General features: G+C 47.1%; 28 protein-coding genes. 8 read left to right on the top strand and 20 right to left on the bottom strand.

Annotation, left to right across the window (positions count from 1 at the left end; genetic code table 11):
• Window positions 1-39: 39 nt before the first annotated feature.
• A complete protein-coding gene (locus tag FNY66_RS08460) occupies window positions 40-588 on the top strand; it encodes a DUF3800 domain-containing protein (protein WP_087149975.1) in 549 nt (182 codons plus the stop codon).
• A 480-nt stretch (window positions 589-1,068) separates the two neighbouring features.
• Here FNY66_RS08460 and FNY66_RS08455 read toward each other — a convergent pair whose 3' ends face one another.
• Window positions 1,069-1,683 carry a TetR/AcrR family transcriptional regulator gene (locus FNY66_RS08455; protein WP_087149974.1) on the bottom strand — a complete coding sequence of 205 codons (615 nt, stop codon included), beginning with the start codon at window positions 1,681-1,683 and terminating at the stop codon, window positions 1,069-1,071.
• Between the two features lie 155 nt (window positions 1,684-1,838).
• Between FNY66_RS08455 and FNY66_RS08450 the strand changes: the two genes are divergently transcribed.
• Complete coding sequence (locus FNY66_RS08450; RefSeq protein ID WP_150310843.1) at window positions 1,839-2,711, top strand: DegV family protein; 873 nt, start codon at window positions 1,839-1,841, stop codon at window positions 2,709-2,711.
• Window positions 2,712-2,740: 29 nt separating this feature from the next.
• Here the strand turns inward: FNY66_RS08450 and FNY66_RS08445 are convergent, their stop codons facing one another.
• Together FNY66_RS08445 and FNY66_RS08440 are read right to left on the bottom strand one after the other, a co-directional pair.
• Window positions 2,741-3,682 (bottom strand): anti-sigma factor domain-containing protein, encoded by a 942-nt coding sequence (locus tag FNY66_RS08445; protein ID WP_087149972.1) that lies wholly within the window; start codon window positions 3,680-3,682, stop codon window positions 2,741-2,743.
• A 17-nt stretch (window positions 3,683-3,699) separates the two neighbouring features.
• The gene (locus FNY66_RS08440; protein WP_087149971.1) at window positions 3,700-4,437 is read right to left on the bottom strand and encodes a sigma factor; all 738 of its coding nucleotides are present in this window, start codon (window positions 4,435-4,437) and stop codon (window positions 3,700-3,702) included.
• Between the two features lie 294 nt (window positions 4,438-4,731).
• On the opposite strand from FNY66_RS08440, the gene FNY66_RS15490 reads away from it, so the two are divergent.
• The 4 genes from FNY66_RS15490 to FNY66_RS08425 all read left to right on the top strand — a co-directional run bounded on the left by FNY66_RS15490 (window position 4,732) and on the right by FNY66_RS08425 (window position 8,619).
• A complete protein-coding gene (locus FNY66_RS15490) occupies window positions 4,732-5,781 on the top strand; it encodes an anti-sigma-I factor RsgI family protein (protein WP_190324810.1) in 1,050 nt (349 codons plus the stop codon).
• Window positions 5,771-6,466: a polyphosphate polymerase domain-containing protein gene (locus FNY66_RS15485; RefSeq protein ID WP_162607855.1), complete on the top strand. Its 696-nt coding sequence runs from the start codon at window positions 5,771-5,773 to the stop codon at window positions 6,464-6,466. Before FNY66_RS15490 ends, FNY66_RS15485 begins: the two co-directional genes overlap by 11 nt.
• Before the next feature lie 72 nt (window positions 6,467-6,538).
• The gene (locus tag FNY66_RS08430; protein WP_087149968.1) at window positions 6,539-7,210 is read left to right on the top strand and encodes a DUF4956 domain-containing protein; all 672 of its coding nucleotides are present in this window, start codon (window positions 6,539-6,541) and stop codon (window positions 7,208-7,210) included.
• A gap of 5 nt (window positions 7,211-7,215) precedes the next feature.
• Window positions 7,216-8,619, top strand: a complete 1,404-nt coding sequence (locus FNY66_RS08425) for a CotH kinase family protein (RefSeq protein WP_150310841.1) — start codon at window positions 7,216-7,218, stop codon at window positions 8,617-8,619.
• 33 nt (window positions 8,620-8,652) lie between these two features.
• Here the strand turns inward: FNY66_RS08425 and FNY66_RS08420 are convergent, their stop codons facing one another.
• The 13 genes from FNY66_RS08420 to yedF form a co-directional block, all read right to left on the bottom strand.
• On the bottom strand, window positions 8,653-9,438 hold the full coding sequence (locus FNY66_RS08420) for a DnaJ domain-containing protein (RefSeq protein ID WP_150310840.1): 786 nt from the start codon (window positions 9,436-9,438) through the stop codon (window positions 8,653-8,655).
• Window positions 9,439-9,462: 24 nt separating this feature from the next.
• Window positions 9,463-9,870, bottom strand: coding sequence for a zinc ribbon domain-containing protein (locus tag FNY66_RS08415; protein ID WP_150310839.1), 408 nt, complete (start codon window positions 9,868-9,870; stop codon window positions 9,463-9,465).
• Window positions 9,871-10,174: 304 nt separating this feature from the next.
• Window positions 10,175-11,083: a DUF4340 domain-containing protein gene (locus FNY66_RS08410; protein ID WP_150310838.1), complete on the bottom strand. Its 909-nt coding sequence runs from the start codon at window positions 11,081-11,083 to the stop codon at window positions 10,175-10,177.
• Window positions 11,080-12,582, bottom strand: coding sequence for a Gldg family protein (locus tag FNY66_RS08405; RefSeq protein ID WP_150310883.1), 1,503 nt, complete (start codon window positions 12,580-12,582; stop codon window positions 11,080-11,082). Before FNY66_RS08405 ends, FNY66_RS08410 begins: the two co-directional genes overlap by 4 nt.
• A gap of 12 nt (window positions 12,583-12,594) precedes the next feature.
• Window positions 12,595-13,461 carry an ABC transporter permease subunit gene (locus FNY66_RS08400; RefSeq protein ID WP_087149962.1) on the bottom strand — a complete coding sequence of 289 codons (867 nt, stop codon included), beginning with the start codon at window positions 13,459-13,461 and terminating at the stop codon, window positions 12,595-12,597.
• A complete protein-coding gene (locus FNY66_RS08395; protein ID WP_150310837.1) occupies window positions 13,445-14,443 on the bottom strand; it encodes an ABC transporter ATP-binding protein in 999 nt (332 codons plus the stop codon). The genes FNY66_RS08400 and FNY66_RS08395 overlap by 17 nt, the downstream gene beginning before the upstream one ends.
• 91 nt (window positions 14,444-14,534) lie before the next feature.
• On the bottom strand, window positions 14,535-14,771 hold the full coding sequence (locus FNY66_RS08390) for a DUF3343 domain-containing protein (protein WP_087149960.1): 237 nt from the start codon (window positions 14,769-14,771) through the stop codon (window positions 14,535-14,537).
• 15 nt (window positions 14,772-14,786) lie between these two features.
• Window positions 14,787-14,990: a sulfurtransferase TusA family protein gene (locus tag FNY66_RS08385; RefSeq protein ID WP_087149959.1), complete on the bottom strand. Its 204-nt coding sequence runs from the start codon at window positions 14,988-14,990 to the stop codon at window positions 14,787-14,789.
• Between the two features lie 24 nt (window positions 14,991-15,014).
• Window positions 15,015-16,112 (bottom strand): YedE family putative selenium transporter, encoded by a 1,098-nt coding sequence (gene yedE, locus FNY66_RS08380; RefSeq protein WP_150310836.1) that lies wholly within the window; start codon window positions 16,110-16,112, stop codon window positions 15,015-15,017.
• 37 nt (window positions 16,113-16,149) lie between these two features.
• The gene (locus FNY66_RS08375) at window positions 16,150-17,286 is read right to left on the bottom strand and encodes an aminotransferase class V-fold PLP-dependent enzyme (RefSeq protein WP_150310835.1); all 1,137 of its coding nucleotides are present in this window, start codon (window positions 17,284-17,286) and stop codon (window positions 16,150-16,152) included.
• 129 nt (window positions 17,287-17,415) lie between these two features.
• Window positions 17,416-18,318, bottom strand: a complete 903-nt coding sequence (locus FNY66_RS08370) for a selenium metabolism-associated LysR family transcriptional regulator (RefSeq protein WP_150310834.1) — start codon at window positions 18,316-18,318, stop codon at window positions 17,416-17,418.
• Complete coding sequence (selD, locus tag FNY66_RS08365) at window positions 18,315-19,379, bottom strand: selenide, water dikinase SelD (RefSeq protein ID WP_150310833.1); 1,065 nt, start codon at window positions 19,377-19,379, stop codon at window positions 18,315-18,317. Before selD ends, FNY66_RS08370 begins: the two co-directional genes overlap by 4 nt.
• Before the next feature lie 28 nt (window positions 19,380-19,407).
• Window positions 19,408-20,055 carry a sulfurtransferase-like selenium metabolism protein YedF gene (yedF, locus tag FNY66_RS08360; protein ID WP_150310882.1) on the bottom strand — a complete coding sequence of 216 codons (648 nt, stop codon included), beginning with the start codon at window positions 20,053-20,055 and terminating at the stop codon, window positions 19,408-19,410.
• A 217-nt stretch (window positions 20,056-20,272) separates the two neighbouring features.
• On the opposite strand from yedF, the gene FNY66_RS08355 reads away from it, so the two are divergent.
• Window positions 20,273-21,130, top strand: coding sequence for a class I SAM-dependent methyltransferase (locus tag FNY66_RS08355; RefSeq protein ID WP_087149954.1), 858 nt, complete (start codon window positions 20,273-20,275; stop codon window positions 21,128-21,130).
• Window positions 21,131-21,167: 37 nt separating this feature from the next.
• Window positions 21,168-21,713, top strand: coding sequence for a putative ABC transporter permease (locus FNY66_RS08350; protein WP_150310832.1), 546 nt, complete (start codon window positions 21,168-21,170; stop codon window positions 21,711-21,713).
• A 76-nt stretch (window positions 21,714-21,789) separates the two neighbouring features.
• On the opposite strand, the gene FNY66_RS08345 is transcribed toward FNY66_RS08350, so the two are convergent.
• The 4 genes from FNY66_RS08345 to FNY66_RS08330 all read right to left on the bottom strand — a co-directional run bounded on the left by FNY66_RS08345 (window position 21,790) and on the right by FNY66_RS08330 (window position 24,513).
• A complete protein-coding gene (locus FNY66_RS08345; RefSeq protein WP_150310831.1) occupies window positions 21,790-22,518 on the bottom strand; it encodes an NAD-dependent protein deacylase in 729 nt (242 codons plus the stop codon).
• 35 nt (window positions 22,519-22,553) lie between these two features.
• Window positions 22,554-23,168, bottom strand: a complete 615-nt coding sequence (locus FNY66_RS08340; RefSeq protein WP_150310830.1) for an HD domain-containing protein — start codon at window positions 23,166-23,168, stop codon at window positions 22,554-22,556.
• A gap of 175 nt (window positions 23,169-23,343) precedes the next feature.
• Window positions 23,344-23,910 carry a DUF6465 family protein gene (locus tag FNY66_RS08335; protein WP_087149951.1) on the bottom strand — a complete coding sequence of 189 codons (567 nt, stop codon included), beginning with the start codon at window positions 23,908-23,910 and terminating at the stop codon, window positions 23,344-23,346.
• A 150-nt stretch (window positions 23,911-24,060) separates the two neighbouring features.
• On the bottom strand, window positions 24,061-24,513 hold the full coding sequence (locus FNY66_RS08330; protein WP_087149950.1) for a MarR family winged helix-turn-helix transcriptional regulator: 453 nt from the start codon (window positions 24,511-24,513) through the stop codon (window positions 24,061-24,063).
• Window positions 24,514-24,529: the final 16 nt, after the last annotated feature.

Here is a 24,529-nt window from a genome sequence, read left to right as displayed (position 1 = left end):
AGGTGAGATACTTTCAACTATAAATCGCTTCATAATGTCATGAAGAAAAAACTAGGCGTTGCTAAGCAACTCTTTCAGGAGTTGGCTTGCCTTCATTCCAATGAGATTAAAGCGAAAGATGCATACCCTTGCATAAAGTACCATATCCTCGAAACTATAGCCCGTAAGGAATTATCTATCTCTTACATTGTTGCGGATTTAAAATATATAAAACCTGCACTTCTGGAAGATAAAAATATTTTATACAACTATCTCATGAAAATATTAATAGACAGCTTAGTTTCTGAGAGCGATAATAGCACTATTTTAAATATTATTTGCGATAATCATACTACAAAGATTGCATCTGGAAATTCATTTGAAGAATATATTAAACTTCATTTGATTTACGAGAAAGATTATGATATCAAATTAAATATTATATACATGGATTCTGATGATCGAAATGCTTATCCTGTTCAGGCAGCTGACTATGTGGCTAATGCATTATATGGTTGGTATGAATATAATGATAAAATTTATTACGATCGTTTCAAATTTAAAATACGTAACGCTTTGAGATTTCCATATAAAAACTTTGGAAAATAAGATTTTTTCTCAAATTCAAGAAAAATATTGTTTTTTTTGCACTCATATGGTATCATATTCGCACAGAAAACATAAACTGTAATTAGATGGGTGCATAAGCCTATAATAGTGTGCGTTAGTTTTTAGCATAAGTTGCCTATGTGGTAACCACTATTATAGCAGCACCCATTTTATTTTTATCCAAAAATAGAACAGGCAGCTATCACGCCCCAGCGGTCTTAAAGAGATGCCGGAGTTCCACCCAGCTGGATAAAAAATAGCCGTCCTGCTCTCGTCAAAGTTTAGGAACGGCTATTTCATAGCTTAGTATTTACTTTCGCCGGCAAGCATCCGGAAATACTGTGGGGCTGACACCGAACGACATTACAAACCGTTTCAAAACGGTCCCGAAACACGCCGGACTCCCCCACTTCCGTTTCCATGATCTGCGGCACTATAATGCCTCAATCCAACACGCTCTTGGCATTCCGGATGCCTATCTCATGCAGTCGGGCGGGCGGGAAAATGATTCGGTTCTGAAGTCAGTATTCCTGATTTGATCACGTCTTTGAGCAGTACTCTCGCTTCTTCACGGATCTGATCCAGCGGCGTATTCTCCTCATGTGCTTCATTAACAAACCCAAACATCCCAAAACATACAAAACCTGCGATTTTCTTAGGTGAATATTTAAGAGGCAGTTTTTTCTTGACGTGCATTGTATGCATTTCTACCGTCTCCAGCACAATACTGTACAGCCGGGATGCCAGATACGGATTTTTTTCAGGATTTGTATGCTGAAAGAAATCAAATCTGTCATAATAAATTTTCAGGATCGCATCGAGCATATTCACATACCCCGCTGCCAGCTTACCTGCCGGATTATTTTCTTTCTGCCGACGATAGTAATCTTCCGTACCGACCTGAAGCATATCATTAAAAATATCATCAAGAAGAGCATATTTATCATTATAATGAGAATAAAATGTAATTCTGCTGATTTCTGCCCTTCGGCACAATTCAGTAATGGAAATATGCTCAAAGTCTTCCTTTGCCAGCATACTGATCAAAGCTGATTTCAGGCTGCGTTTTGTTTTTACAATACGTCTGTCTTCCATTTTCAGACACTTTCCTCCGTTTGTATAATTAACTAACATTTTTTGTTTATTGTTCATTGTTATTAATTACGCGTTTTGCTATAATCTTAACACCTGTTATAATAACGGTCAATTAAGAAAGAATATTGATAATAGAAATTTTTAGGAGGGTTAGTATGTCAGGGATTGCAATCATGACAGACAGCAACTGCGGGATTATGCCCGCCAAAGAATCGCATTACGGAATACATGTTCTTCCTATGCCGATTATCATTGACGGGAAAACATATTTTGAAGGAATTGACATCAGCGCCGAAGAATTTTACCGGAAGCAGTTATCCGGTTCTGTCATCACCACTTCTCAGCCATCCCCGGGGGATGTGACCGACATGTGGGACCGCCTCCTTAAAGTTTATGACGGGATTGTATTTATTCCCATGTCCTCCGGCTTAAGCAATACATGTCAGACAGCCCTTCTTCTCGCCGGGGAAGAACCCTATGAGGGCAGAGTCTTTGTAGTGGACAACCATCGAATCTCCGTTACACAGGCATTATCCGTACTAGATGCGAAAGTGCTGGCTGATGAGGGACATACCGGCTCTGAGATTAAAGATATTCTTGAGAGAGAGGCTATGGATGCTACGATCTATATTGCAGCAGACACCCTTGAATACCTGAAAAAAGGAGGCCGAATTACTGCTGCAGCCGCAGCCCTCGGAACAATTCTCAAGATAAAACCTGTTCTGACAATACAGGGAGGAAAACTCGATTCATTTGCAAAGGCACGTGGAATGAAATCTGCTTTCCGCGTTATGCTGGATGCTCTGAAAACAGATATCTCCTCCAGATTTTCTCACTTAAGAGAAGAAAATCGTCTTAAGATCGGCTTAGCAAACACGATGATGGACGAAGAAAGACTTGAGCAATTTAAAAACGAGCTCCAGAACGCCTTCCCTGATCTGGAACTCGTCTATTTCCCACTCACGATGAGTATCGGAACCCATGTAGGCCCCGGCGGTCTGGGCATCGGCGCGGTACGGTACAGATAAAATCCGTACCCGCCTCATTACCGTACATCTCAGTCATCGTCGTCATTATCATCCGAACTGCTTTCCGTACTGCTGTAGGAGCTGTCACTATAAGAGCTGCTTCCGTTACTGTCATATGAACTGTTCCCACTGCTGTCATATGGGCTGTTTCCGCTGCTGTCATAGCCTGAGTCGCTCTGTGCAGGTGCAGAAGAAGGCGCTGAGGAAGAGGACTGTGCAGAAGAGGGGCTGGACGGTACAGAATAGTCTGTTACTCCGTCATCACTGTCATCATCACTTTCTGCTGCAGAATCGTCCGTCTTATCTGCCGTCCCGGGAATCGGGATGGTAACAGACTGTGATTCCTTCAGTATCTCTTTGTCTTCTGTATCGTTTCCGTCTTCCACAGGACCGATGGTTATTTCTATTGCCATGCCCTGTCTCTGCAGATGGTCGTTAAGTTCGTCTGTTATTTCTGTTTCCATCTTCTTCGCCCATTCATCACTGCGCGCATCCACCTCGATAGAAATCCGTCCGGCATCAGCAAGATACTGCTGTTCTATAGCCAGATCCGCAAGCTCGTCTACTACGGTTTCTTTATCTTTTCCTTTATATTCATAATCTTTCACCAGTTCTTTTCCGTCTGCATTTTCTCCCTCGATATCCAGGACACGTCCCGAACGGCTCAGAGTAATCTCTACCTCAGGATTGATCTGCATATGGACACTTCCATATTCCGTATACATAAACTGGTATTCATAAATTCCAAATACACACAGGCATATACAGGCCGCCAGACTTGCAGCCAGGCGGATAATATTATTTGTACGCTTCTTTTTATCCTGCGGATAAATCATGGGAATGATACTGTCAACGGTATCTCCGACCTCATATCCGCAGTTCGCCGCCTTTATAAATCGTCCGCTGTTATCCAGGACAACCGCATATGCATTATGCACTTCTAATACCAGATAATTTGTCTCTTTTTCCATTTTCGACTCCGTTTCTACTATGTATCAGAGTTTTCCCGGTTTCCTGTGAGATGGTACAGATGCCCCCGTATGATCTCATATCCGTTTGTAAATGCCAGCAAAACAGCTACCAGATACTTTCTATGCCGTTCCATCGTCTTTTTATCAGTTTTTGATATTTCTGACAGTGCAGCCATCGGGAGTTTTTTTGTGCGGAGCAGTTCGTCCAACAGCCCGGGATTCTCTCTTGCTGCAGAAAGTACCCGCCTGCACGCCTGTAGAGTGCGCTCCTGTCTGGGACAATTATCCGCTACATCTGAAAAAGAAATCCCAAATTCCTGAAGTTTTTTCTCATATTCCTGGATTTCATCTCTTGTCGCACTTGTATGATGACTCTTTTCAATTTCGTTTTCCGGATTCTCCAACTGATTAATCTTCCAGGTTTCATTGTCATCGTCCTGAACAGGTTCATGCAGCGAGGTTACTTTCGCATGTTTCTTTTCTTTGCGGTAATAATCAATGATCCGGCTGCGGATTCCCCTGGAAGCATAGGAAAGAAACGCCCCCCGGTTTTTCTCATATCCGAGAATTGCTTCATAAAAAGCCAGGAGTACTATACTAAGTTCTTCGTCCTGTCCTTCTACAGGAGCACGGTGGATATACTTTGCCGTTTCAGCCCGTATGAATCCCATATACCGACGTATAAGACTGTCAGCCGCTTCAGTATCTGTTTTGGCCGCATATACCTGCTCCACAAGTTCATGCCCAGCGTTCATCGAAATTTCCTCCTATTAATAGTATACGAAGCTGAGTAATTATTTTCGGGGTCTGAGTCTAAAAATCGCGCGTTTAGTATAGACCTTGAATATAAAATTCATGTTAGATGTTTGTAAAATGTACGTAAATGCAAACATATGCAAGAAAACCTACATTATAATGTTAAACAGCAATAGCCGAGTCTCAAAAAAATCTTGAAAAAAATTTTCTCTGACCCCGTTTTTCAAATTTGACTTTCGTATACTACATCAAAACCAAAAACAAGATTCATAAGAAAAAGGAGTAAATGAATTATGACAAAGAAAAGATTAATGGTAACACTTGCAACTGTATTATCACTTTCTCTCTTCGGAGGACTCATCGGATGCGGAAGCAGACAGCCGGCAGAGCCAGCTACAACACAGACCGGTACTGCAGTCGAGACTCAGGCAGAAGAACAGGGAGGTGTCATTTCCCTCAAAGTAAATCCTGAAATCGCAGTATTCTATGATGAAAACGGAGCCGTTACAAAAATCGAGAGCCGCAATGACGACGGCAAAAAAGTAATAACCGATTATACCGGTTTTGAAGGAAAAGAGTGCCGCGTTGTTATCGGCGAACTGATCGCCCTGATCAATGAAGCCGGATATTTTGTAGAGGAAACAGAGGGCGAAGCTCATCAGATCACTCTGGAAATAGAAGAGGGATCCATTCTCCCGACAGAAAACTTTTTAAATTCTATCGTGGCAGAAATCCAGAAATATACAAGCACAGAGAAAATCAACACTCCGGTTGCAGTAAACGGTGAGAGTACTTATGGCTGGACCAATTACGGCGATACAGACTATGGCCCGGACAACGATGGAGTAACTGACTACGATGATACCGACTATGGTACGACCAGCGACGGAGTGACAGACTATGATGACAAACCGGCATCTACATCCGGTACTTCAAACAACACAAACAGCAATAAAAATACAGGAAACAGCGGGAACTCAAATTACGGAAACACGAACTACGGAAATACTAACTACGGAAACACAGATTACGGTTCAAACAGCGACGGCGCAACAAACTATGACGACGGAGATTCCGGCTACAGCTCAGGACAGACAACAACTACAAAGCCATCAACATCCAAACCGTCAACATCCAAGCCGTCAACTACTACACCTTCCAAACCGTCTAACTCAGGATCTGCCGGCAATGGAGACTCCGGTTATGACAGCGGCAATTCCAATTACGGCAGCAGCGATTCCGGTTACGACAACAGTGGGGATTCCGGTTATGACAGTGGGGATTCCGGTTATGACAGCGGTGATTCCGGTTACGACGGCGGAGATTCCGGCTATGATGATTAATAAAACGCCTGTTTCTTTCCGTCACGAGCTTAAACATCTGATCACCCCCGGCGAAGACCGGATCATATCAGACAGACTCGGCAGGCTGTTCCCTCGGGACAGCCATGCCGGACCAGGCGGCGTATATCAGGTAAACAGCCTTTATTTTGACACTCCGGAAGATAAGGCCCTTCTCCAGAAGATTTCCGGGGTAGATAAACGGGAGAAGTTCCGGCTTCGATATTACGGCGAATCTCCGGATTTCCTCCGACTCGAGAAAAAAATAAAAAAAGGCGGGCTTTGCTCCAAACGCAGCGCCCGTCTTTCTTACAAACAGGCAGAAAAACTGTTAAAAGGCGATATTGCTTTCCTTCTCGAAAGCAAAGATCCGCTTATGATTGAACTCTACAGTAAAATGAGGGGCGAACTTCTGATGCCCCGGACGATCGTCAGCTACGAGCGTGAAGCATTTATATTCGCGCCGGGTAATGTACGCATTACTCTTGACAGGAAAGTCTGTACATGTACTTCTTCAGCAGTTTTTTTAAATACACTTTCCAATTTTCTTGAGCCAGAACCCGGAAATACGGTTCTGGAAGTAAAATACGACGCGTTTCTGCCGGACATTGTCAGGATGGCAGTACAGGTGCCTGACAGAAAAACCGGTGCGTTTTCAAAATATGCTGTCTGCAGGCGTTTTGGCTGACAGCAGTGTAAATTTCAGGAAGCCGTAAAGATAACAGGCTTCACAGGATTACATGAAGAAAAGGTGGACACTATGACATTTCAGGATATTTTTAAATCAGGATTTTTAGAAAATGTAAATGCGATCTCTGTTCTGGATATGGCGGTCGCCCTCATTCTTTCCTTTGCTATGGGACTCTTCATCTTCTATATCTATAAGAAGAGTTACTGCGGACTGATGTACTCTGCATCTTTCGGAGCTACGCTTGTCGCACTGACACTGATAACCACACTCCTTATCCTTGCCGTTACAAGCAATGTAGTGCTCTCGCTCGGTATGGTCGGCGCACTCTCTATCGTCCGTTTCAGAACAGCGATCAAGGAACCTATGGATATCGCGTTTCTTTTCTGGAGTATTGCAGCAGGCATTGTCCTGGCTGCCGGCTTCATACCGCTTGCAGTCTTCGGAAGTGTATTTATCGGCCTTGTCCTCCTGATTTTTTCCGGCAGGAAGAGTATAGAACGCCCCTATATTCTCGTAGTTCACTGTGAAACAGCCGAAAAGGAAAAAGAGGCAGAAGAATATATTAAAGGACAGGTAAAAGCAATTTCCTTAAAGAGCAAGGCAGTCTCTCCCGGATGTATTGAGCTGAACTATGAAATTCGTTTTAAAGAAGGGGAGTCAGAATTTGTCAATGCGCTGTCCCAGATCGAAGGGATCAGTAATGTAGTCTTAGTCTCATATAACGGAGACTATATGGGGTGACCGGTATGCTGAAGCACAAATATACTGACCGGATCTGCATAATCATCGCGGCCGCCGCATGTATTATAGCTGCATTATTCCTGTCAGGAGATAAGCTGGGAATCACACCGGTTTCATCGGTGCCCGAATATTCTGTGAGAATTTTTGACGACAGTTATGTCCACCACATTGATATTCAGATCGACGACTGGGACAAATTCCTTGAAGAGGCGCCGGAAGAAGAATACACCGAATGCGATGTAGAGATCGACGGCGAACTTTTCACTTCCATAGGGCTGAGAGCCAAGGGAAATAATTCACGCAGGCTCGTGGAAGAATACGGCCTTGACAGGTACAGCCTCAAAATAGAATTTGATCATTTTCAGGAAGGAAATACATACTACGGACTAGATAAAATGTCTCTGGATTCTTCCTTTCAGGATAATTCTTATCTGAAAAATTATATGACCTATGACATGATGAGTTTTATGGGCGTCCCATCACCTCTGTGCAGCTATGTCCGGGTTACAGTAAACGGAGAAGACTGGGGATTATTTCTGGCTGTGGAAGAGCCTGAGGAGGCATTTGCCCGCCGGAATTTCGGCGCGGATTACGGTATGCTGTATAAGCCTGATTACCGTTCGCTTGAAGATGCTAATAATGATGTCGCGCTGAAATACACTACAGATAATCCTGAAGAATACGATAATATCTTCCGTCATGCAAAATTTGACTGCACAGAATCCGACCAACAGCGTCTAATCCAGGCATTAAAGGTCCTGTCAGAAGGACAAGGAACAGAACTCGAATCCGCCGTTAACGTAGACGAGGTGCTCAGGTATTTTACAGTTCAGGTATTTGTCGTAAATCTGGACAGCTATCTGGGAAAAACCGGACATAATTATTTTCTCTATGAAGAAGATGGTGTCATCAGCATTCTGCCCTGGGATTATAATCTGGCATTTGCCACATACTCTCTTGGTATGCCGGATCCCGTAAACGATGCCGGACTCTATGTAAATTATCCGATAGACACCCCCGCTGCCGGAGAGATCATGACAAACCGGCCTCTCTATCATAACCTGATGAAAACAGAGGAGTATTTTGCCCGGTATCACGAATATTTTAATTATTTCATGGAGAAATACTTTGAAAACGGATATTTCGAGAAAAAAGTTGCCGAGACGACCAGAATGATCGCCCCGTATGTAGAAAAAGATCCCACCGCGTTCTGTTCGTATGAAGATTATCTGATCGGTGTGGAGACATTTACAAAATTCTGTCTTCTCAGATCCGAAAGTGTAAGAGGTCAGTTGGAAGGAACGATACCTTCGACTATTGCCGGTCAGGAAGCAGATACTGAAAACAGGATAGACGCCTCGGAAGTCTGGCTGCCGGATATGGGAGAGATTGCAGATCTCCGCCAGTAATAACAATTTCTTCTGCTTAGGGAAATCTGCATCTTAAATATAATATCCGCCGCCATATCCTCCGCAGCACAGTCCGCTGCCGCCGCAGCAAAGATTGCACAGCAGATTCGCCACGCATAGTTTTGCACAGCAGCTCGTATCAAATGTCCCCGGATAGCTGAACGGGCTCTGGCGCTGCTGATACCACGACTCACCGTTCTGCAGCCTCTGGAGCAGCATCTGATACTGAGCGTTGTCGGGCTCCAGTCTGACAGCTTCCTTTGCCTGTTCCAGGGCTGTCACATTATTTCCCAGTCCGGAATTTGCAGATGCGCTGTAAAAATACCAGAGCGCACCTCTGTCTTTTATCCCGTCGAGCACATTGAGCGCCTCTCTGTAATGACCGCTCCGTATATAATTAGCAGCAGCGCGAAGATGGATATCCTCTTCACTCTCACTGCGATTCTGCTGCCCACCGCCGTATGAGCCGGAGTTTCCAAACGGATCTCCTCCGCCAAATGGTCCGTATCCGCCGAAATTGCCGAAACCACCGAACGGGTCATAATCATCGTACGAGCCTCCGCCGTAAGTATTGCCGCTGTATCCGCTGCCGGAACAGCTTTGCCCGTATCCTCCGGAGGTATATCCCCGCTCACGTTCATCCATGATCCGCTGATAAGCCTGCTGAACTTCTTTGAACTTCGCTTCAGCCTCATCCTTATGAGGGTTATTGATATTGGCGTCCGGATGATATTTCCGGCTCAGCCTGCGGTATGCCTTTTTTATCTCTTCATCCGATGCATTTCTGTCCACACCTAATACGCTGTATGGATCTGTCATTTCTTCTCTTCCTCCACCGCACGATCAGCTTTTCTTAATGAATGTGGTGCCGCATTTGGGGCATCTCACCTCGATTTTCCCCTTGCCTTTCGGTATACGTATCTTCTGTTTACATGACGGACATGTGTAGATATGATACACCTTCCTCTGCTGCCATATATTTTTCTGTTTCTGAAAGAAATTTCTGATTCCGTAAGTCTTCGCCAGAAATGTCTGATTCTCTGAATACCGTTTACTCACATTTCTCGAAAACACTCTGAAATAGCAGTAGATTACAAAAATCCATCCTATAAGGTACAGGATCAATGCAATCGGGTTATTCCCCAGAAATGCCGATACAAGCACAACAACCAGTCCTACAATAAGAAGGAACTTCGACAACTGGTCTACTCCGTATCTCCCCTGCATAAAACGTATAATTTTTTCTTTCATTTCCACCCGTCCTTTTTCATCTAAATGGATATATTCTGTTTCAGCAGAAGCAGACTGAACAACAGCCTGCTTCCGAATTCTGGTACGGAATATATTTTCCTCTGTTTATCCGGCAAAGTCAATTAAAATCCTATAAATTTTATATAACAGTTCAGCCATCAGGGATGGGCGGGATTGATTTATGTTTGTATAAGGATCATCCCGCCTCATTCCTGATGTGCTGAGCGCCAGTCAATGAGCAAAGAAGCGGCGCAGCCGCAATTAGCACGTCAGTGCAGCTTTGCGAATGGCGCGGGCTGAACTGTCAATTATTTAGAATATTATCACATATCTCATCTGAGATCAGATACACGATCCGCGAATCATTGAGCATCACATAACGATTTCCGTTTCCGTCTTCATTTCCGATATATAGTGTGAGAAGCTGTTCTTCATCGTCCTGTGTATAAGTCGCCTCGACTGTGATCCTCGACTCCTCATCCAGTCCGTACATATCAAGATCCTCGTCCTCCACAGAATAATCCGCTGCTTCAGAAAGCGTCACTGCGCCCAGGCCGCCTGCCACAGCCGCAATATCTTCCGCCTGATCTTCATCTTCACTGTCATAAGTCGTCGTCTCTCCGTTCTGTGTGATAACTTCTTTTACAAGATTTCCGCTGCCGATACTCGGATAGTCATCGAGCTGAGCCATATCCTCCAGCGAATAATTCAGTGCATCTATCACACTGCTGCTCACTGTATAAACGGTATCGCTGCCGCTTATCATTACATAATAGTCGTCCCCTGTCATATCACCGAAAAGGAGTTCTGTCACATTGCCTTCCGCATCCGTATACTCTACTGTGTACGCCGGGTCGTCCAGGCCGTATGCGTCAAGCGAGTCTCCGTCCGTAAGTTCCCGGTCCGCCGTTATACTGCCGGCTGCTTCAGCCATATCTTCCGGATAGCTCTGCTGAAGCGGGAAATCTTTATCCGGTGTGTAATACCACTTGTCATCTTCTTTGCTGAACTCCAGGTCTCCGTTTCCCACATTGAACTTCAGGGATACAATATCTTCGGCTGCTGTATCTGTCACATGAACGGTGGCCGCTTCCTGCTCCGCCTCTGCTTTTTCTTCCTGGCTGGCGTTCCAGGCCCTGAGGCCGAAGTACACGGCAAGAAGCAGGACAAGGACAATGACCAAGATCAGGACGCCTCTGTTTTTCTTTCTCATGCTCTTCTCCTCCTGAACCATACGACAAATCCACCGATCAGTATCACTGCCGGGATTCCGAATATTACAAGCAGGCTGAGCACTCCGGTATGCTGTATCGTATTATACTCTGTACCGAGGCTCTTTGCCTCGATAGAAAGATTCTGGACGCCCTCGAAATTGGCTGTCACAGCATTCATAAAGATCTGCGTGTTCTCAAGCTGCGGGAAAGTATCCGTGATCGACTGGTCGATCAGACTGCCCGCCGAGATCACCGTGAGCCGGCTCTCCATCGCTTCCTCGCTGTCTGACTCAGCACTGTCGGATGTATCTTCTGCTTCAGCCGTATCGGTTTCTGCATCATCGCCGCTGTCAGACTCTTCTTCGTCCGTGCTCTCAATCGTCTCTGTCGCTACTGCGCCGAGTGTATAACTGCCCTGCTGCTGTGTTTCTTCTGTTACTGCATACGCCTGATCCGATGAAGACATAAATGAAGTCGTCGAGATCGTATCCCGCTCCGGATCGGTCAGGTTCATGCCGTGTGCATTCGTGAGCAGTACCATCTCCGAAGAGATATTGTCTGCCAGATCTCCGGATACAGAGAGTTCTGGGAAGATATAGTAATAATTTCCCTGATAGCATCTCGTCGGGTCTGCAATATAGCCGTCTGCCGCCTCGATGCCGTACTCGCTCAGCACTCCTGCAAGATTCGGAAGATCAGCAGAACTGGTGTCTCCGAACAGGATCATCGCTTTTCCGCCGCCTGCGAGATAATCCCGGAGCATCTGCGCCTCATCCTCAGAAAGATCCGTTGTCGGCGCATACATCAGGAGCAGATCGCAATCCTCGGGGATCGAGGTTGACATCAGAAGGTTTACTTCTGAAAGCGTATAACTGTTCTTCTCCATCAGGTCTGTGATCGTGGTGGACAGGGTGCTTTCTCCATGGCCGGTAGTCTGGTAGATCGTATGGTCCGCTTCGTTCGTAACGTAATTCACCGCTCCGGTAAGCTGTCCCTCTCCGTCAAATTCCGTATACGATGTCGTTCCATAATAGTAATAAGAATACTGATCCATCACAAGAATGTCATTAAAGGAAACCGTCGTTGTCTTCCCGGTATCTTCACAGGATATAACGATCGTATTTTCCGTCGTGTCATAATCCGTCAGCGCAGACGGATGGAGCACCGGGTCGATCCATTCTACATTGATCTTATCTGACAGGGACGCATACCTGCTGAGGAATGTTGTGATCCTCTCGTCTGTATCATCTTTTACTGCCAGCACTTTCATGTCCACTTCACTGTCCAGATTGTCCAGCAGTTCTGTTGTCGTGTCCGAGATGTCATAAATCTTCGTGCTGCTCACGTCCAGATTGCGGTAGGCCTCCGGGATCTGTCCCACGACCAGATTGAACACAATGACAACGGCAAGTACAAGCACAGTCATCCCCACGCTGTATGCGCCATGCTTTGTGCCCGACGTTCGAAATATATTTTTCAATGATTTTATTTTATTCATCATCCGGCCCTCCTAACTCCAGCGTCTTTTCTGGATCGACTGTATCGTCAGAAATACGAATACTGCTATGATCGACAGATACAGTGCGATCCCGGTCACATCAACAATGCTGTTTTCCGTGATATCCGTGAACACATTTGCGAGTGCCAGCCTGCCCAGCAGATTGGTGAGCAGATTTTCATAAAGCTCCTGCTTTACGACAAATACAATGATCGACGCAGCCGCACCGATCACTTCTATCGCGCCGGATATCACGGCATTTCCGGTCATGTGCCAGATATAGAACGCTATGATCGTTACGATGATCAATACTCCCACAAGACCGCTGATCGCGGAACCAGGCAGCATAGAAAGGATCCCGTCCCACAGATACAGAATGAGAAGGACGCCGAATGTACTGATAAATGCAATGATCTGACTCTCTGTCAGAGATGACAGGAACATACCGATCGCCGCATAGACACAGCCGAGCAAGAAGAAGACCGCAATTGAGATATAGTCCACTGTAAGATACGCTGTTCCCTGTGATTTTATGATCAGCGGGAAAATGCAGAAGATCACATTCGGGATCGCGATCACCGTTACCATGGCAAGATATTTTCCCATCACAACTTTCCCGAGACTGACCGGCGCCGTGAGCAGGAGCTGATCCGTCTTATTTTTTCTCTCCTCTGAGAAACTCCTCATTGTGATCAGCGGGATTCCCACGATAAACACGATCAGAGACCCTGACAGTGTATAAGAAAAATACGGATATCCCGACACCAGATTGTAAGCCATGAAATAGATGCCTGTAAACGCGATAAGGAATGCGACAAAGACAGGACCTACCATGGATTGGAAATATGATCTGAGCTCTCTCTTATAAATCGCCAGCATCTCTTCCGACCTCCTCCCATTTTGTTTTAGAGATAAATGCCTCCGGGACAGTATCGCTCTGGGTCAGTTCCATAAATACATCTTCCAGAGTCGTTCCCGTTGTTTTCAATGTCAGAAGCGGAGTCTTCGCAGCAGCAAATGCCATAAATACGCGTTCTCTTGCGTCTTCTCCTTTCTTCTCGGTAATCTTTGCCCATGTCATTCCTTCACCGTTTATCTGAGTTTGGATTGCTTCGATTCCCGGCACATTTTTCAGAATCAGACGCACCTCGGACGGAGAAGCTCCTGTCTCTATCTCTATGGCGTTATTCTCACCCAGCATCTTCTCCAGATTCTCCGGCGTATCGCTCGCCACCAGTTTCCCTTTGGATATGATCAGGATGTAATCGCAGACTTCCCTTACTTCCGCGAGAATATGTGAGCTGAGGATCACTGTATGTTTCTTTGCCAGTTTCCTTATCAGGTCACGAATCTCGATGATCTGTTTCGGATCGAGCCCCACACTGGGCTCATCCAGTATGATGATCTCCGGAAAACCGAGGATTGCCTGCGCAAGTCCTACACGCTGCCGATAACCTTTGGAAAGGTTTTTGATGAGCCGGTTCTCCACTTCCCAGATCTTCACCATCTTCTCTATCTCTGTGATTTCTTCCTCTCTTTTCGCCCTCGCGATACCTTTCAATTCCGCGACGAATTCCAGATACTCCCGCACTGTCATATCCACATAAAGCGGCGGCTGTTCCGGAAGATAACCGATATGCTTCTTCGCCTCCTCCGGTTCTTTCAGGATATCTTGCCCGTCTATGAGCACTTCGCCTTCCGTGGCTCCGAGATATCCTGTCATAATATTCATGGTCGTTGATTTACCGGCTCCATTAGGACCCAAAAAACCGTAGATCCGCCCGGATTCGATCTTAAAATCCAGGTGGTCTACGGCCAGATGAGTCCCGTATTTTTTTACCAGATTCCTCACTTCGATCAAAGCCTTACCCTCCTAAACGCATTATTAAACATGTTAAAAGGGTAACAGCTTTGTGTGAAAGTTTTGTGTTGTAAATGTGATAAAGAAATGGTCACAGCATACATTCATGCAGGTCTTCCTGTTCGATCCCGTGGTCCGCCATCACGGCAGCGAGGTGCTCCCGCTCTGTGAGCGGCGCGCACCATGCAAGCCCGCACCCTGCGGATATCTCCCGTGGTACAGGAATCAGCCTGCCCGGAACCTCCAGTTCCCGGCAGGTTTTCTCCATGGCCATCGCATCCGCTGTGGTGTGAAATGTAACTACAAGTTTCAGTTCTTTCTTCCTCATAGCATCCTTCTTCCGTCACTCAATCACAACGGCGAATCCATCCTCAATCTCCGTCGAAGTGTATTTTCTCCCGTGATCTCTCGCACATTTCTCTACATTCATTCTCTGATGCGGTTCCGTTACAAGAACTCTGATCGCACCTTTCTCATTTTTGACTGCCTCTTCTGTGAGCATCATCGGCTCCGGGCAGGAAAGACCTCTTGCATCTACTTCTTTCATAACTTTTCCTCTGCTTTCTTCTTATTATTTACCTTCAGTTCTCTTATTGGCAAAACCTACTATAAAGCATACTACAATACAGATGATGACTGCAACTTTTCCGTTCAGGGATACGCTTCCGGCGACAACCTCCTGTGTCTCTGCGTTCAATGCTGTCGCGCTCGCTGCGAGACCAAGGTTATGTGCAAGGGCCGCCCCGACGAACATGCCGATCACTGTCATGGCAGAATCCGATGCCCCCTGCCCCGCAAGTATGAGCTGTCGCAGCGGGCATCCTCCTGCAAGCACTGCAGCAAATCCTACCGCATACATGCCGAGAATATTCCACAGGTGTTCGGAATGCGCGATGACCCCCGGAGTATCAAATGCGAGAGTGAAATTGCCTGTCGCGATGTTATAGATCAGCATGACTACGAAGAAACTTCCGATGATCGTCAGCAGATCGAAGTTCTTCATCAGGATCACGTCACGGATGCTGCCTGCAAAGCACATTCTTGACTTCTGTGCAAATACGCCGAATATCAGGCCTCCGATCAGTGAAAGGATGATCGGTGCATGCATGCTTCCCGGTCCGCTCTCGCTGCTCTTTAACAGCGTCGTCGCAAGGGCAAGTACAAGAATCCCCAGCATCAGTACCGGCAGCACACCGCCGCTCATCCGGTTCGTCAGATGTGCCCGTCCCAAGCTGAATCCTTTCTTCAGAGCAATAACGCCTGTTCCCACTCCGAGGATAAATCCGATCAGTGCCACCCATGCATTCAGGTCGCCGGCGGACATACGGATGATCATACGCAGCGGGCATCCAAGGAACACAAGTGAACCGATGGCAAGGATCATGCCGAGCACGAAACGCACCACAGGTGATGATCCCGCTGTAGAGCGGTATTCCTTTGTCGCCACAGAGATGATAAACGCTCCCAGTACCAGTCCGATTATCTCAGGTCTTGCATACTGGACAGTCTCTGTAGAATGAAGACCTAAAGCTCCTGCTGTATCGCGTATAAAACAGGCGATACAGAACGCCATATTCGCCGGATTACCGAAATACGCCAGGCATGCCGCCACCAAACCGCATACAACACCTGCCAGCGCAAGTTTCTTCTTTGAATCAGATAAATTCATGTTTCTTTTTCCTCCTGCTTATCTTCCGGCACAGCTGTCACTCGCGTGCCAGTTCTTCCACCGCCCGGACGGCGGTATCGACTTCCTCTTCCGTATTATAGTGAGAAAAACTGAACCTTACAGCTCCCTGCTCTACCGTTCCCAGTGCCTTGTGCATCAGCGGCGCACAGTGGGCTCCCGGACGCGTTACGATCCCGTATTCCACGTTCAGCTTGTCACTGACTTCCGAAGAGTCATAGTCTCCGATATTAAATGATACGATGGCAGCGCGGTCATTCGTGCTGAAATCTCCGTAGACTTTAATACCGGGAATGGCGGAAATACCTTCATAAAAGCGGCGCATCAGAGACTGCTCTTTCTTGCGGATCACATTCAGGCCTGTCTCCTCAAGATAGGTGACAGCAGCCCCAAGCCCCGCGATCCCATGACCGTTCAGAGTTCCGGCTTCCAGCGCCGTAGGCATCTGTGACGGGTGATGGGGATTATATGTGTCAATCCCACTACCGCCCGAGAGTAACGGACGGATATCAACGCCGGTCCGCACATACATCCCGCCTGTCCCCTGCGGTCCCAGCAGCCCTTTGTGCCCGGTAAAACAGAGCACATCAATTCCCTGTTCCTGCACATCGACAGGCCATACGCCTGCAGTCTGGGAGGCATCGACGACCAGCAGCAGCCCGTGCCTTTTCGTGATCTCTCCCACCTTGTTAAGATCGATCATATTTCCCGTCAGATTCGACGCATGTGTGCAGACAACAGCTTTCGTATTGTCCTTTACCGCGCGCTCCATCTCTTCGTATAAGATATTTCCCTTCTCATCGCATCCAAGGATTGTAATCTCCACACCTTGCTCCTGACATTCATACAGGGGCCTTAAGACCGAATTATGTTCAAGCACTGTAGTGATCACATGATTTCCCGGACAGAACAGCCCTTTTATGGCAATGTTAAGGCTTTCTGTAGAGTTTGCGGTAAATACGATCCTGGATGCCGATTCTGCATTAAAAAAATGCGCCAGCTTCTCCCTCGCCGCATAGATCACCCGTGAGGCATCCAGCGCCGGTTCAGACGCCCCTCTCCCTGCATTTCCCATAGTATCAAACGCAGCAAGGACAGCCGCTTTGACAACATCCGGTTTATGTAATGTGGTAGCCGCATTGTCCATATAAATCATAGGTTTTCTCTCCTTTTTATGCGATGCTTACTTTAAGTATAGGTTTCTTTCAACAATACGTCTAATTGAAAACAAAAATAAGAGGTCATCACTTATAGAAAGCATCTATATGTAATGACCCCGAAATCTTTACTTCTGCAGATACATCTGCTTTACTGTTTTTATAAATTTGTCCGCCGCAGGAAGACTTGGATATCCCGCATCAAAGACCATATTAATATTTCTCTTTCCGCCCGTCTCTCCAAGTGGAAATGCCAGCAGCTTTCCGCTGTCGATCTCTTCTCTGGCAGCCAGTCTCGAGAGGATGCACACTCCCATGCCGCTCCCGACTGAACGTTTGATCGTCTCCTGATTCTCCATCAGCGCCGCTACGTTGAGTTCTGTAATATCAATTCCCATCTGGGAGAGCAGACGGAGCGCTTCTTTCCTCGTGCCTGATCCCTCTTCTCTTAGGATGACCGGTTCTTCCGGGATCCACGATGACACATCTGCATCTTTTCGCGCTTTGAATCGTTCTGTCGCAGGTGTAAGGATCACAAGCTCATCCTGATAGAACGGAATATACGTACAGTTCCCTTTTTCGAGAACCGTTCCTGTAAATCCTATATCCGCCTTATGCGACAGGATCATCTCAACGACTCCTCCGCTGTCAGTCTCAAAAAGTTTCAGCTGCTCTCCCGGATATTCTTTCCTGAACTTCACCATAATATCCGGAAGGAGATACTGCGAAGGGATCGTGGATGCCGCGATCCGCAGTACACTGCCGGACTGTTTGCCCGTAAGTCCGAATCTTTCCCGTATCTTCTGTTCAAGTTCCAGCATCTGCTCTGCATAAGCGTACAGTTCTTTACCCGACTCCGAAAGTGCAACGCCTTTCGTACTCCTGACCAGAAGGCATGTCCCAAGTTCCCGCTCCAGAGATGCAATATGCGCACTGACTGTCGGCTGCGTCAGATAAAGCTGCTTTGCGGCAGTAGAAAAATTCTTAGTCTCTGCCACCCGCACAAATGCTTCCAACTGCTTCAGGTTCATATCACTTCCACCTTATCCCGCAGCCGGATACACGGTCTGTCCGCGCTGTCATCCAGCACTCGCCCGACAACAGAGACTTCTGTTCCCAGATCTGCGCGGGCAAAAGCTCTGAGCATATCTGCCGCCTCGTTCTCCGGAACAGCAAACAGTAATCCTCCGGAAGTCTGCGGATCGCTGAGCAGATCCACATACACCTCTCCTACTTCGCCGGCATCAAGGAGTCCGCTTACATGCTCCTGATTTCTGTATGCCCCGCCCGGGATCAGCCCCATCTCTGCGTATTCTTTTGCTCCATGCATAAAGGCAATGCCCTCTACACCGATCTCGATCACTGCCCTGCTCGCGTCCGCCATCTCCGAGCAGTGTCCCAACAGTCCGAATCCGGTCACATCGGTACACGCATGGACTGTAAAATCTGCAGCTGCTTCTTTTGCTTTCCGGTTCAGCGTTGTCATAACGCGGATTACTTCCTGCTCTGCCTCCGCTGACGCCATCTGCGCCTTTACCGCAGTATTTACAATACCGCTGCCCAACTGTTTTGTGAGGATCAGTACATCGCCTTTCTTACATCCGAAATTCTTGTACACCCGGTCCGGATGGACGATTCCGGCGACAGAGAGGCCGTATTTCGGTACGTCATCCTGGATAGAGTGTCCTCCTACAAGAACGGCACCTGCTTCTCTTACCTTGTCCGCTCCGCCTCTTAAGATCTCTCCTAATATATCCGGGTCAAGATCCCCCGGAAAGCATACGATATTCAGTGCGATCTTCGGCTCTCCGCCCATAGCGTATACATCACTCAGGGCATTAGTCGCCGCCACCTGTCCGAAAGTATAGGGATCATCTACCACCGGTGTAAAGAAATCAAGAGTCTGTATCACAGCCACATCGTCAGTGATCTTATACACCGCAGCATCGTCTGACGTCTCAAATCCCACGATCAGATCCGGATCACTGAATTTCGGCAGGCGTCCGAGCACACGTGAGAGTGTATCCGGCCCGATCTTTGCCGCGCACCCGCCATGCCTGGCAAACTGTGTCAAACGGATCTTTTCCTGCATATTCCTGCACCTCCTGCTTCCTGCCTCATTATGGACGAATCACGCTCATGGCGCTCTGGAGCGTCTCCACGATGCTGTACATATTTGTCACACCGCCGATTGCAAGTTTATCCTTGATCCCGTAATAATCCAGGCATGTCCCGCATGTCATGATCTCCACGCCCTGCTCTTCAAGAGTCCTGAGATCCTCCAGGCTCTCCGATCCCTCGACTGTCAGCTTCGCCCCGCCGTTATAGAAAAGTATTTTGTCCGGAAGATCATCAAGCTGTGTCAGCGCGAAAATAAAACTCTTTATGAGGATATGCCCCAGCTCTTCGCTGCCTTCTCCCATCCTGTCTGAACCGACTGCCACGACCGTGCCGACACAAGTCCGGCAGCCTGCTGCCGCTTCCTGCTGAGTCTGTCCCTGCGGCTGTACAGCAGGGCTCTTGGCGCTCTTAAGCTTCTCTGCCGCGTCCTCGCCCACTGTGATCAGCACTCTGTACTGCTTATCCCCGAGCTGCTCTGACTCAGCCTCAGCTCCTGAACTTCTGGCCATCTTTGTCACGTTCTTTACCGCAGTCTCATTGTCCACCAGGACTTCGATCTCTCCCGGACCGTTCAGCTCACCGAGAGCTTTCTTCGTCTTTACTACCGGAATCGGACATATATCGCCCATTGCATTTACTGTGATCATCATTGTCACGCTCCTTTTATCTTAATTATTTTACAATCTCATCGTTTTCCGATACTTCTTTAGAAAGTATAGCACACACTTTTCGGCTCGTCCATTGCCCTTTCTGTCTCACCTGTGCTATAATCACTGGGAGTTACAGTATGCATATGCTGTAACATAATATACAGAAACATCTCCCGTGCCCGTACGCGGGAAATGCTATGAAAGGAATCATTATATGTGGATTGCTGATAACTGGAAGGATTATGAAGTTATAGACTGCTCTAAAGGAGAAAAGCTGGAGCGCTGGGGAGAGTACATCCTTGTACGCCCTGATCCCCAGGTTATCTGGGATACTCCGAAAAATAACCGGGGATGGAAACATATGAACGGACATTATCACCGCAGCAAAAAAGGCGGAGGTGAGTGGGAATTTTTCAGTCTGCCGAAACAGTGGCAGATCCACTACGGTTCTCTGACTTTTAATCTGAAACCGTTCAGTTTCAAACACACGGGGCTGTTTCCCGAGCAGGCGACAAACTGGGACTGGTTCTCCGAAAAGATCCGGCATGCCGGACGTCCGGTCAAAGTCCTGAACCTCTTTGCATACACCGGCGGAGCTACATTGGCCGCGGCGGCTGCCGGAGCACAGGTCACACATGTGGATGCTTCTAAAGGAATGGTAACATGGGCCAAAGAGAATGCCGTGTCTTCCGGACTGAAAGACGCCCCTATCCGCTGGCTGGTAGATGACTGTGTAAAGTTTGTAGAAAGGGAGATACGCCGGGGGAATACATACGATGCTGTTATCATGGATCCGCCGTCTTATGGACGGGGTCCGAAAGGTGAGATCTGGAAGATCGAGGATATGATCCATCCGCTTATAAAACTGTGCACAAAGATCCTGTCAAAAGATGCGCTGTTCTTCCTGGTCAACTCATACACGACCGGGCTTGCTCCTGCAGTGCTGACTTATATGCTGGGCACGGAATTAAAAGCCTGGAACGGGCATGTGGAGTCACAGGAAATCGGTCTTCCCGTCACGGAATCTGGGCTGGTGCTCCCCTGTGGTGCATCCGGAAGATGGGAGCGCTGATAGTTCTGACAGGCATGAATCATGGCAAGGGGGAATTATGAATCTAAATATACGTAAGAAATTCGCAGAATACTATCTCTATTTTATGATGTACTCCATCCTTGGATGGATCTACGAAGTGTTTCTTGAAGTGGTTGTATACCGCTGGGGATTTTCGAACCGCGGCGTTCTCTTCGGGCCGTACTGTATTATCTACGGAACCGGAGCGCTCATCCTTATCTTATGTCTGAGCGGACTGCAGAAGAAACGGATCTATCTGGGAAAAGTACTGATCACACCGGTGCTTGTTTTTATCGGTATTGTAGTCATCACTACTGTCCTGGAACTTATCGCCAGCTATATCATGGAATTTACTCAGGGTGAATGGCTGTGGGACTATACCCGGTTTTCTTTCAATTTCGAGGGGCGGATCGCCCTGAATCCGAGCATCCGCTTCGGAATCGGCGGCATGGTCTTCCTATATCTGCTTCAGCCCTTATTCAGGAAACTGACCGGCAAAATGTCCGACAAAATGCTTTACACTGTCAGCCTGATCTTACTGATCCTGTTTATCGCTGATATCATTTATACATACTGCTTTTAGCAATCACCCCGGCGAAGGGCTTATGCCCCCGCCGGGTTTTCTTATACTGCTTACTGTCTGATCATCTTTTTGCTCTTCATTTCACCTTGATCCTGCTCATGATCTCTCCGATCGGTGCAGCGATGGAAAGTTCTGCCCGGACAGCTCTTCCGGTTGACGACTTGTTGATAACCACCAGATGTTTGCCGTGGAAATAGTCAATGAACCCTGCTGCCGGATATACCACAAGTGATGTACCGCCGATGATGAGCGTGTCAGCCGATGCGATCGCCTCTACCGCTCCCTGTATCACGGTCTGGTCAAGGCCTTCCTCGTAAAGGACGACATCCGGCTTGATGATCCCGCCGCACTCACAGCGGGGGATTCCGTCCGATTCTTTCACATATTTTGCATCATAAAATTTTCCGCATTCCATACAGTAATTCCGGTGAATGCTCCCGTGCAGTTCATAGACCGTCCTGCTGCCCGCCGCCTGATGCAGCCCGTCGATATTCTGAGTCACCACCGCGGTCAGCCTTCCGGATTTTTCCAGTTCGGCCAGCTTTTTGTGCGCCGGATTCGGCTCTGCATCCAGCGCCATCATTTTCTCCTTATAGAAATCATAAAAAGCTTCCGGATATTTCATAAAGAAACTGTGGCTTACCACCTGCTCCGGTGAATACTTATACTTTTGATGGTAAATGCCGTCCGCGCTCCTGAAGTCCGGGATACCGCTCTCCGTGGATACTCCGGCACCGCCGAAAAATACAATCCTGCTGCTGTCATCAATAATGGCCTGAAGCTGTGCAATCTCTTTTTCGTACATGTGTACTCATCCTTCCCTTCGTAAAGCGGACATCCTTAATCTGCCTTGAGATGTCCTTTTTCAATATGTTTGTCCATGATCTCAACCATTTTCTCCCACACGATCTCAGATGTCTCCGGAATCCTTTGGTTCCGCCTGCATACCTGCGACTTGTGTACATCGTGCTCTGTCCAGCTTTTCCCGTCCGATGCATCATTTAAAAGAAGCGGCTGGAAGTTGTCGAGCAGATGAGCAAACTTCGCATCTGCAGTCTCATACTCCTCAAACTCGTCCCACAGCCCGCGGAAATATGTTCCCTGATCTTCGGGAAGAAGCCCGAAAATACGGTCGGCCGCTTTCACTTCCCGCTCTCTCTTTGTCGCTGCTCCTGCCGTATCGTACGCATAAGTATCCCCCGCATCAATCTCAACAAGATCATGGATCAGCACCATGACCATCACTTTTGCCAGATCCACGTCTTCCTTCATATGCTCTTTCAGGAGCACGGCAGACAGTGCAAGATGCCACGAATGCTCCGCGTCATTCTCTTTGCGCTGCCCGTCCGCCAGATATGTCTGGCGGAAGATATTCTTCACTTTATCCACTTCAATGATAAATCTGATCTGCTGTTCCAGTCTCTCCTTTTGTACGTCATTCTGTTTTGTTTCCATCCCGGTCATCTCCATTCTCTTTATCTGTCTTCTATTGTAGCACGATTAAAAAGAAAATCACACAATAAGAAAAAAGAGCGGCCACAGCAGCTGATATTTCTTTAAATACCTGCCCCTGTAACAGCTCTTTACCTTTTTTACATTTTTAAATACTTCGCTGTCGGAAACGCCCCGATTACAGCACTACCTTTCCACTCTCTACGCCGTTTACAACATAGTATGCAGCTGACTCTTCAGGCTTCAGATAAAGCTGAACGTCTTTGATATCATCTACATTCTGATTCAGATCATATGTCCAGATATCTTTTACTTTTTGAAGGATCTCTTCCTGAGAGTATTCCTTTCCTGCAAACTGCAGATACAGCTCTGTCTTGATCTCAGCTTTCTTAGCTGCTGCTTTCTTTGTTGTTGCAGCCTTCTTGGCTGTTGTTTTCTTTGCTGCTGTAGTCTTCTTCGCAGTTGTCTTCTTAGCTGCTGTCGTCTTTGCAGCTGCTTTTGTCTCTTCTTCCTTTGCTGCCGGTGTATCTACTAAAACTGCCGCTTTTGTCTCAAGCTTCTTTGTCGTATCTTTCTTAGTCTCGATTGCTTTTGCTGCCTCAGCCTTTGTTTCTTTAGCGGCTGTCTTTGCAGATTCAGCTTTTACAGGCTCTTCCTTCACTGCTTTTGCAGCTGTCTTAGCCGGTTCAGCCTTTGCAGCTTTCGTTGTTGTCTTCGCTGCCCCTGTTGTTTTCTTTACTGCCATAATACTTGTCCCTCCTAAATATAACACACCAAGTATTTCCGACTCCGGCGTTTTCCGCCGTGTCCATTCATAGTCAACTCAATCCTCAAGTTCCATAGGGGATTGTACATCATTTTTTGAAAAAGGTCAAATTTTTTTGTTTCTTTTACGTTAATTATTCATCTGATCGTTATATCCTCTGAAAAATTCTGACAATCCGGTAAGCGTCTTTATTAAAATCGGAACTTCAGCTTCATCCAGACGACTGATCACCGCCTCCGTCATCTGACGGTGATATTCACGATGATGTTCATATGCACGTTTTCCTTTTTCTGTCAGTTTCAGAAACACGACACGCCTGTCCTCTTCGCTCCTCTGTCGTATCACATATTTCTTGTTGACAAGGCTGTTGACAGAAGTTGTCAGAGAACCTGCAGTGATTCCCAGTTTCTTTGCCACCACAGACATGGTATTTTCACCGGAGAGCCCGACCGCCTCTATGATATGCATATCATTATTGGTGATGTCCTTGAATTCATCAGTAATGATCGCCTCTTCTTCCAGCTTCAATATTTCATTGAACAGATTTACCAGGATATCATTAATGGTATCATGCGGGTTCATCGGGTTACTCCTTTCT

Origin of the sequence: Mediterraneibacter catenae, from assembly GCF_008691045.1 — a bacterium.
Lineage (GTDB): Bacteria > Bacillota > Clostridia > Lachnospirales > Lachnospiraceae > Mediterraneibacter > Mediterraneibacter ornithocaccae.
The sequence above is the reverse complement of the archived record's forward strand: the minus strand, read 5'-3'. Positions and strand labels throughout refer to the sequence as shown.

Bases quoted from the DNA above. Each gene is read 5' to 3' on its own strand.
- FNY66_RS08460 (WP_087149975.1), top strand. From the start codon at position 40: ATGAAGAAAAAACTAGGCGTTGCTAAGCAACTCTTTCAGGAGTTGGCT.
- FNY66_RS08455 (WP_087149974.1), bottom strand. From the start codon at position 1,683: ATGGAAGACAGACGTATTGTAAAAACAAAACGCAGCCTGAAATCAGCT.
- FNY66_RS08450 (WP_150310843.1), top strand. From the start codon at position 1,839: ATGTCAGGGATTGCAATCATGACAGACAGCAACTGCGGGATTATGCCC.
- FNY66_RS08445 (WP_087149972.1), bottom strand. From the start codon at position 3,682: ATGGAAAAAGAGACAAATTATCTGGTATTAGAAGTGCATAATGCATAT.
- FNY66_RS08440 (WP_087149971.1), bottom strand. From the start codon at position 4,437: ATGAACGCTGGGCATGAACTTGTGGAGCAGGTATATGCGGCCAAAACA.
- FNY66_RS15490 (WP_190324810.1), top strand. From the start codon at position 4,732: ATGACAAAGAAAAGATTAATGGTAACACTTGCAACTGTATTATCACTT.
- FNY66_RS15485 (WP_162607855.1), top strand. From the start codon at position 5,771: ATGATGATTAATAAAACGCCTGTTTCTTTCCGTCACGAGCTTAAACAT.
- FNY66_RS08430 (WP_087149968.1), top strand. From the start codon at position 6,539: ATGACATTTCAGGATATTTTTAAATCAGGATTTTTAGAAAATGTAAAT.
- FNY66_RS08425 (WP_150310841.1), top strand. From the start codon at position 7,216: ATGCTGAAGCACAAATATACTGACCGGATCTGCATAATCATCGCGGCC.
- FNY66_RS08420 (WP_150310840.1), bottom strand. From the start codon at position 9,438: ATGACAGATCCATACAGCGTATTAGGTGTGGACAGAAATGCATCGGAT.
- FNY66_RS08415 (WP_150310839.1), bottom strand. From the start codon at position 9,870: ATGAAAGAAAAAATTATACGTTTTATGCAGGGGAGATACGGAGTAGAC.
- FNY66_RS08410 (WP_150310838.1), bottom strand. From the start codon at position 11,083: ATGAGAAAGAAAAACAGAGGCGTCCTGATCTTGGTCATTGTCCTTGTC.
- FNY66_RS08405 (WP_150310883.1), bottom strand. From the start codon at position 12,582: ATGAATAAAATAAAATCATTGAAAAATATATTTCGAACGTCGGGCACA.
- FNY66_RS08400 (WP_087149962.1), bottom strand. From the start codon at position 13,461: ATGCTGGCGATTTATAAGAGAGAGCTCAGATCATATTTCCAATCCATG.
- FNY66_RS08390 (WP_087149960.1), bottom strand. From the start codon at position 14,771: ATGAGGAAGAAAGAACTGAAACTTGTAGTTACATTTCACACCACAGCG.
- FNY66_RS08385 (WP_087149959.1), bottom strand. From the start codon at position 14,990: ATGAAAGAAGTAGATGCAAGAGGTCTTTCCTGCCCGGAGCCGATGATG.
- yedE (WP_150310836.1), bottom strand. From the start codon at position 16,112: ATGAATTTATCTGATTCAAAGAAGAAACTTGCGCTGGCAGGTGTTGTA.
- FNY66_RS08375 (WP_150310835.1), bottom strand. From the start codon at position 17,286: ATGATTTATATGGACAATGCGGCTACCACATTACATAAACCGGATGTT.
- FNY66_RS08370 (WP_150310834.1), bottom strand. From the start codon at position 18,318: ATGAACCTGAAGCAGTTGGAAGCATTTGTGCGGGTGGCAGAGACTAAG.
- selD (WP_150310833.1), bottom strand. From the start codon at position 19,379: ATGCAGGAAAAGATCCGTTTGACACAGTTTGCCAGGCATGGCGGGTGC.
- yedF (WP_150310882.1), bottom strand. From the start codon at position 20,055: ATGATCACAGTAAATGCAATGGGCGATATATGTCCGATTCCGGTAGTA.
- FNY66_RS08355 (WP_087149954.1), top strand. From the start codon at position 20,273: ATGTGGATTGCTGATAACTGGAAGGATTATGAAGTTATAGACTGCTCT.
- FNY66_RS08350 (WP_150310832.1), top strand. From the start codon at position 21,168: ATGAATCTAAATATACGTAAGAAATTCGCAGAATACTATCTCTATTTT.
- FNY66_RS08345 (WP_150310831.1), bottom strand. From the start codon at position 22,518: ATGTACGAAAAAGAGATTGCACAGCTTCAGGCCATTATTGATGACAGC.
- FNY66_RS08340 (WP_150310830.1), bottom strand. From the start codon at position 23,168: ATGGAAACAAAACAGAATGACGTACAAAAGGAGAGACTGGAACAGCAG.
- FNY66_RS08335 (WP_087149951.1), bottom strand. From the start codon at position 23,910: ATGGCAGTAAAGAAAACAACAGGGGCAGCGAAGACAACAACGAAAGCT.
- FNY66_RS08330 (WP_087149950.1), bottom strand. From the start codon at position 24,513: ATGAACCCGCATGATACCATTAATGATATCCTGGTAAATCTGTTCAAT.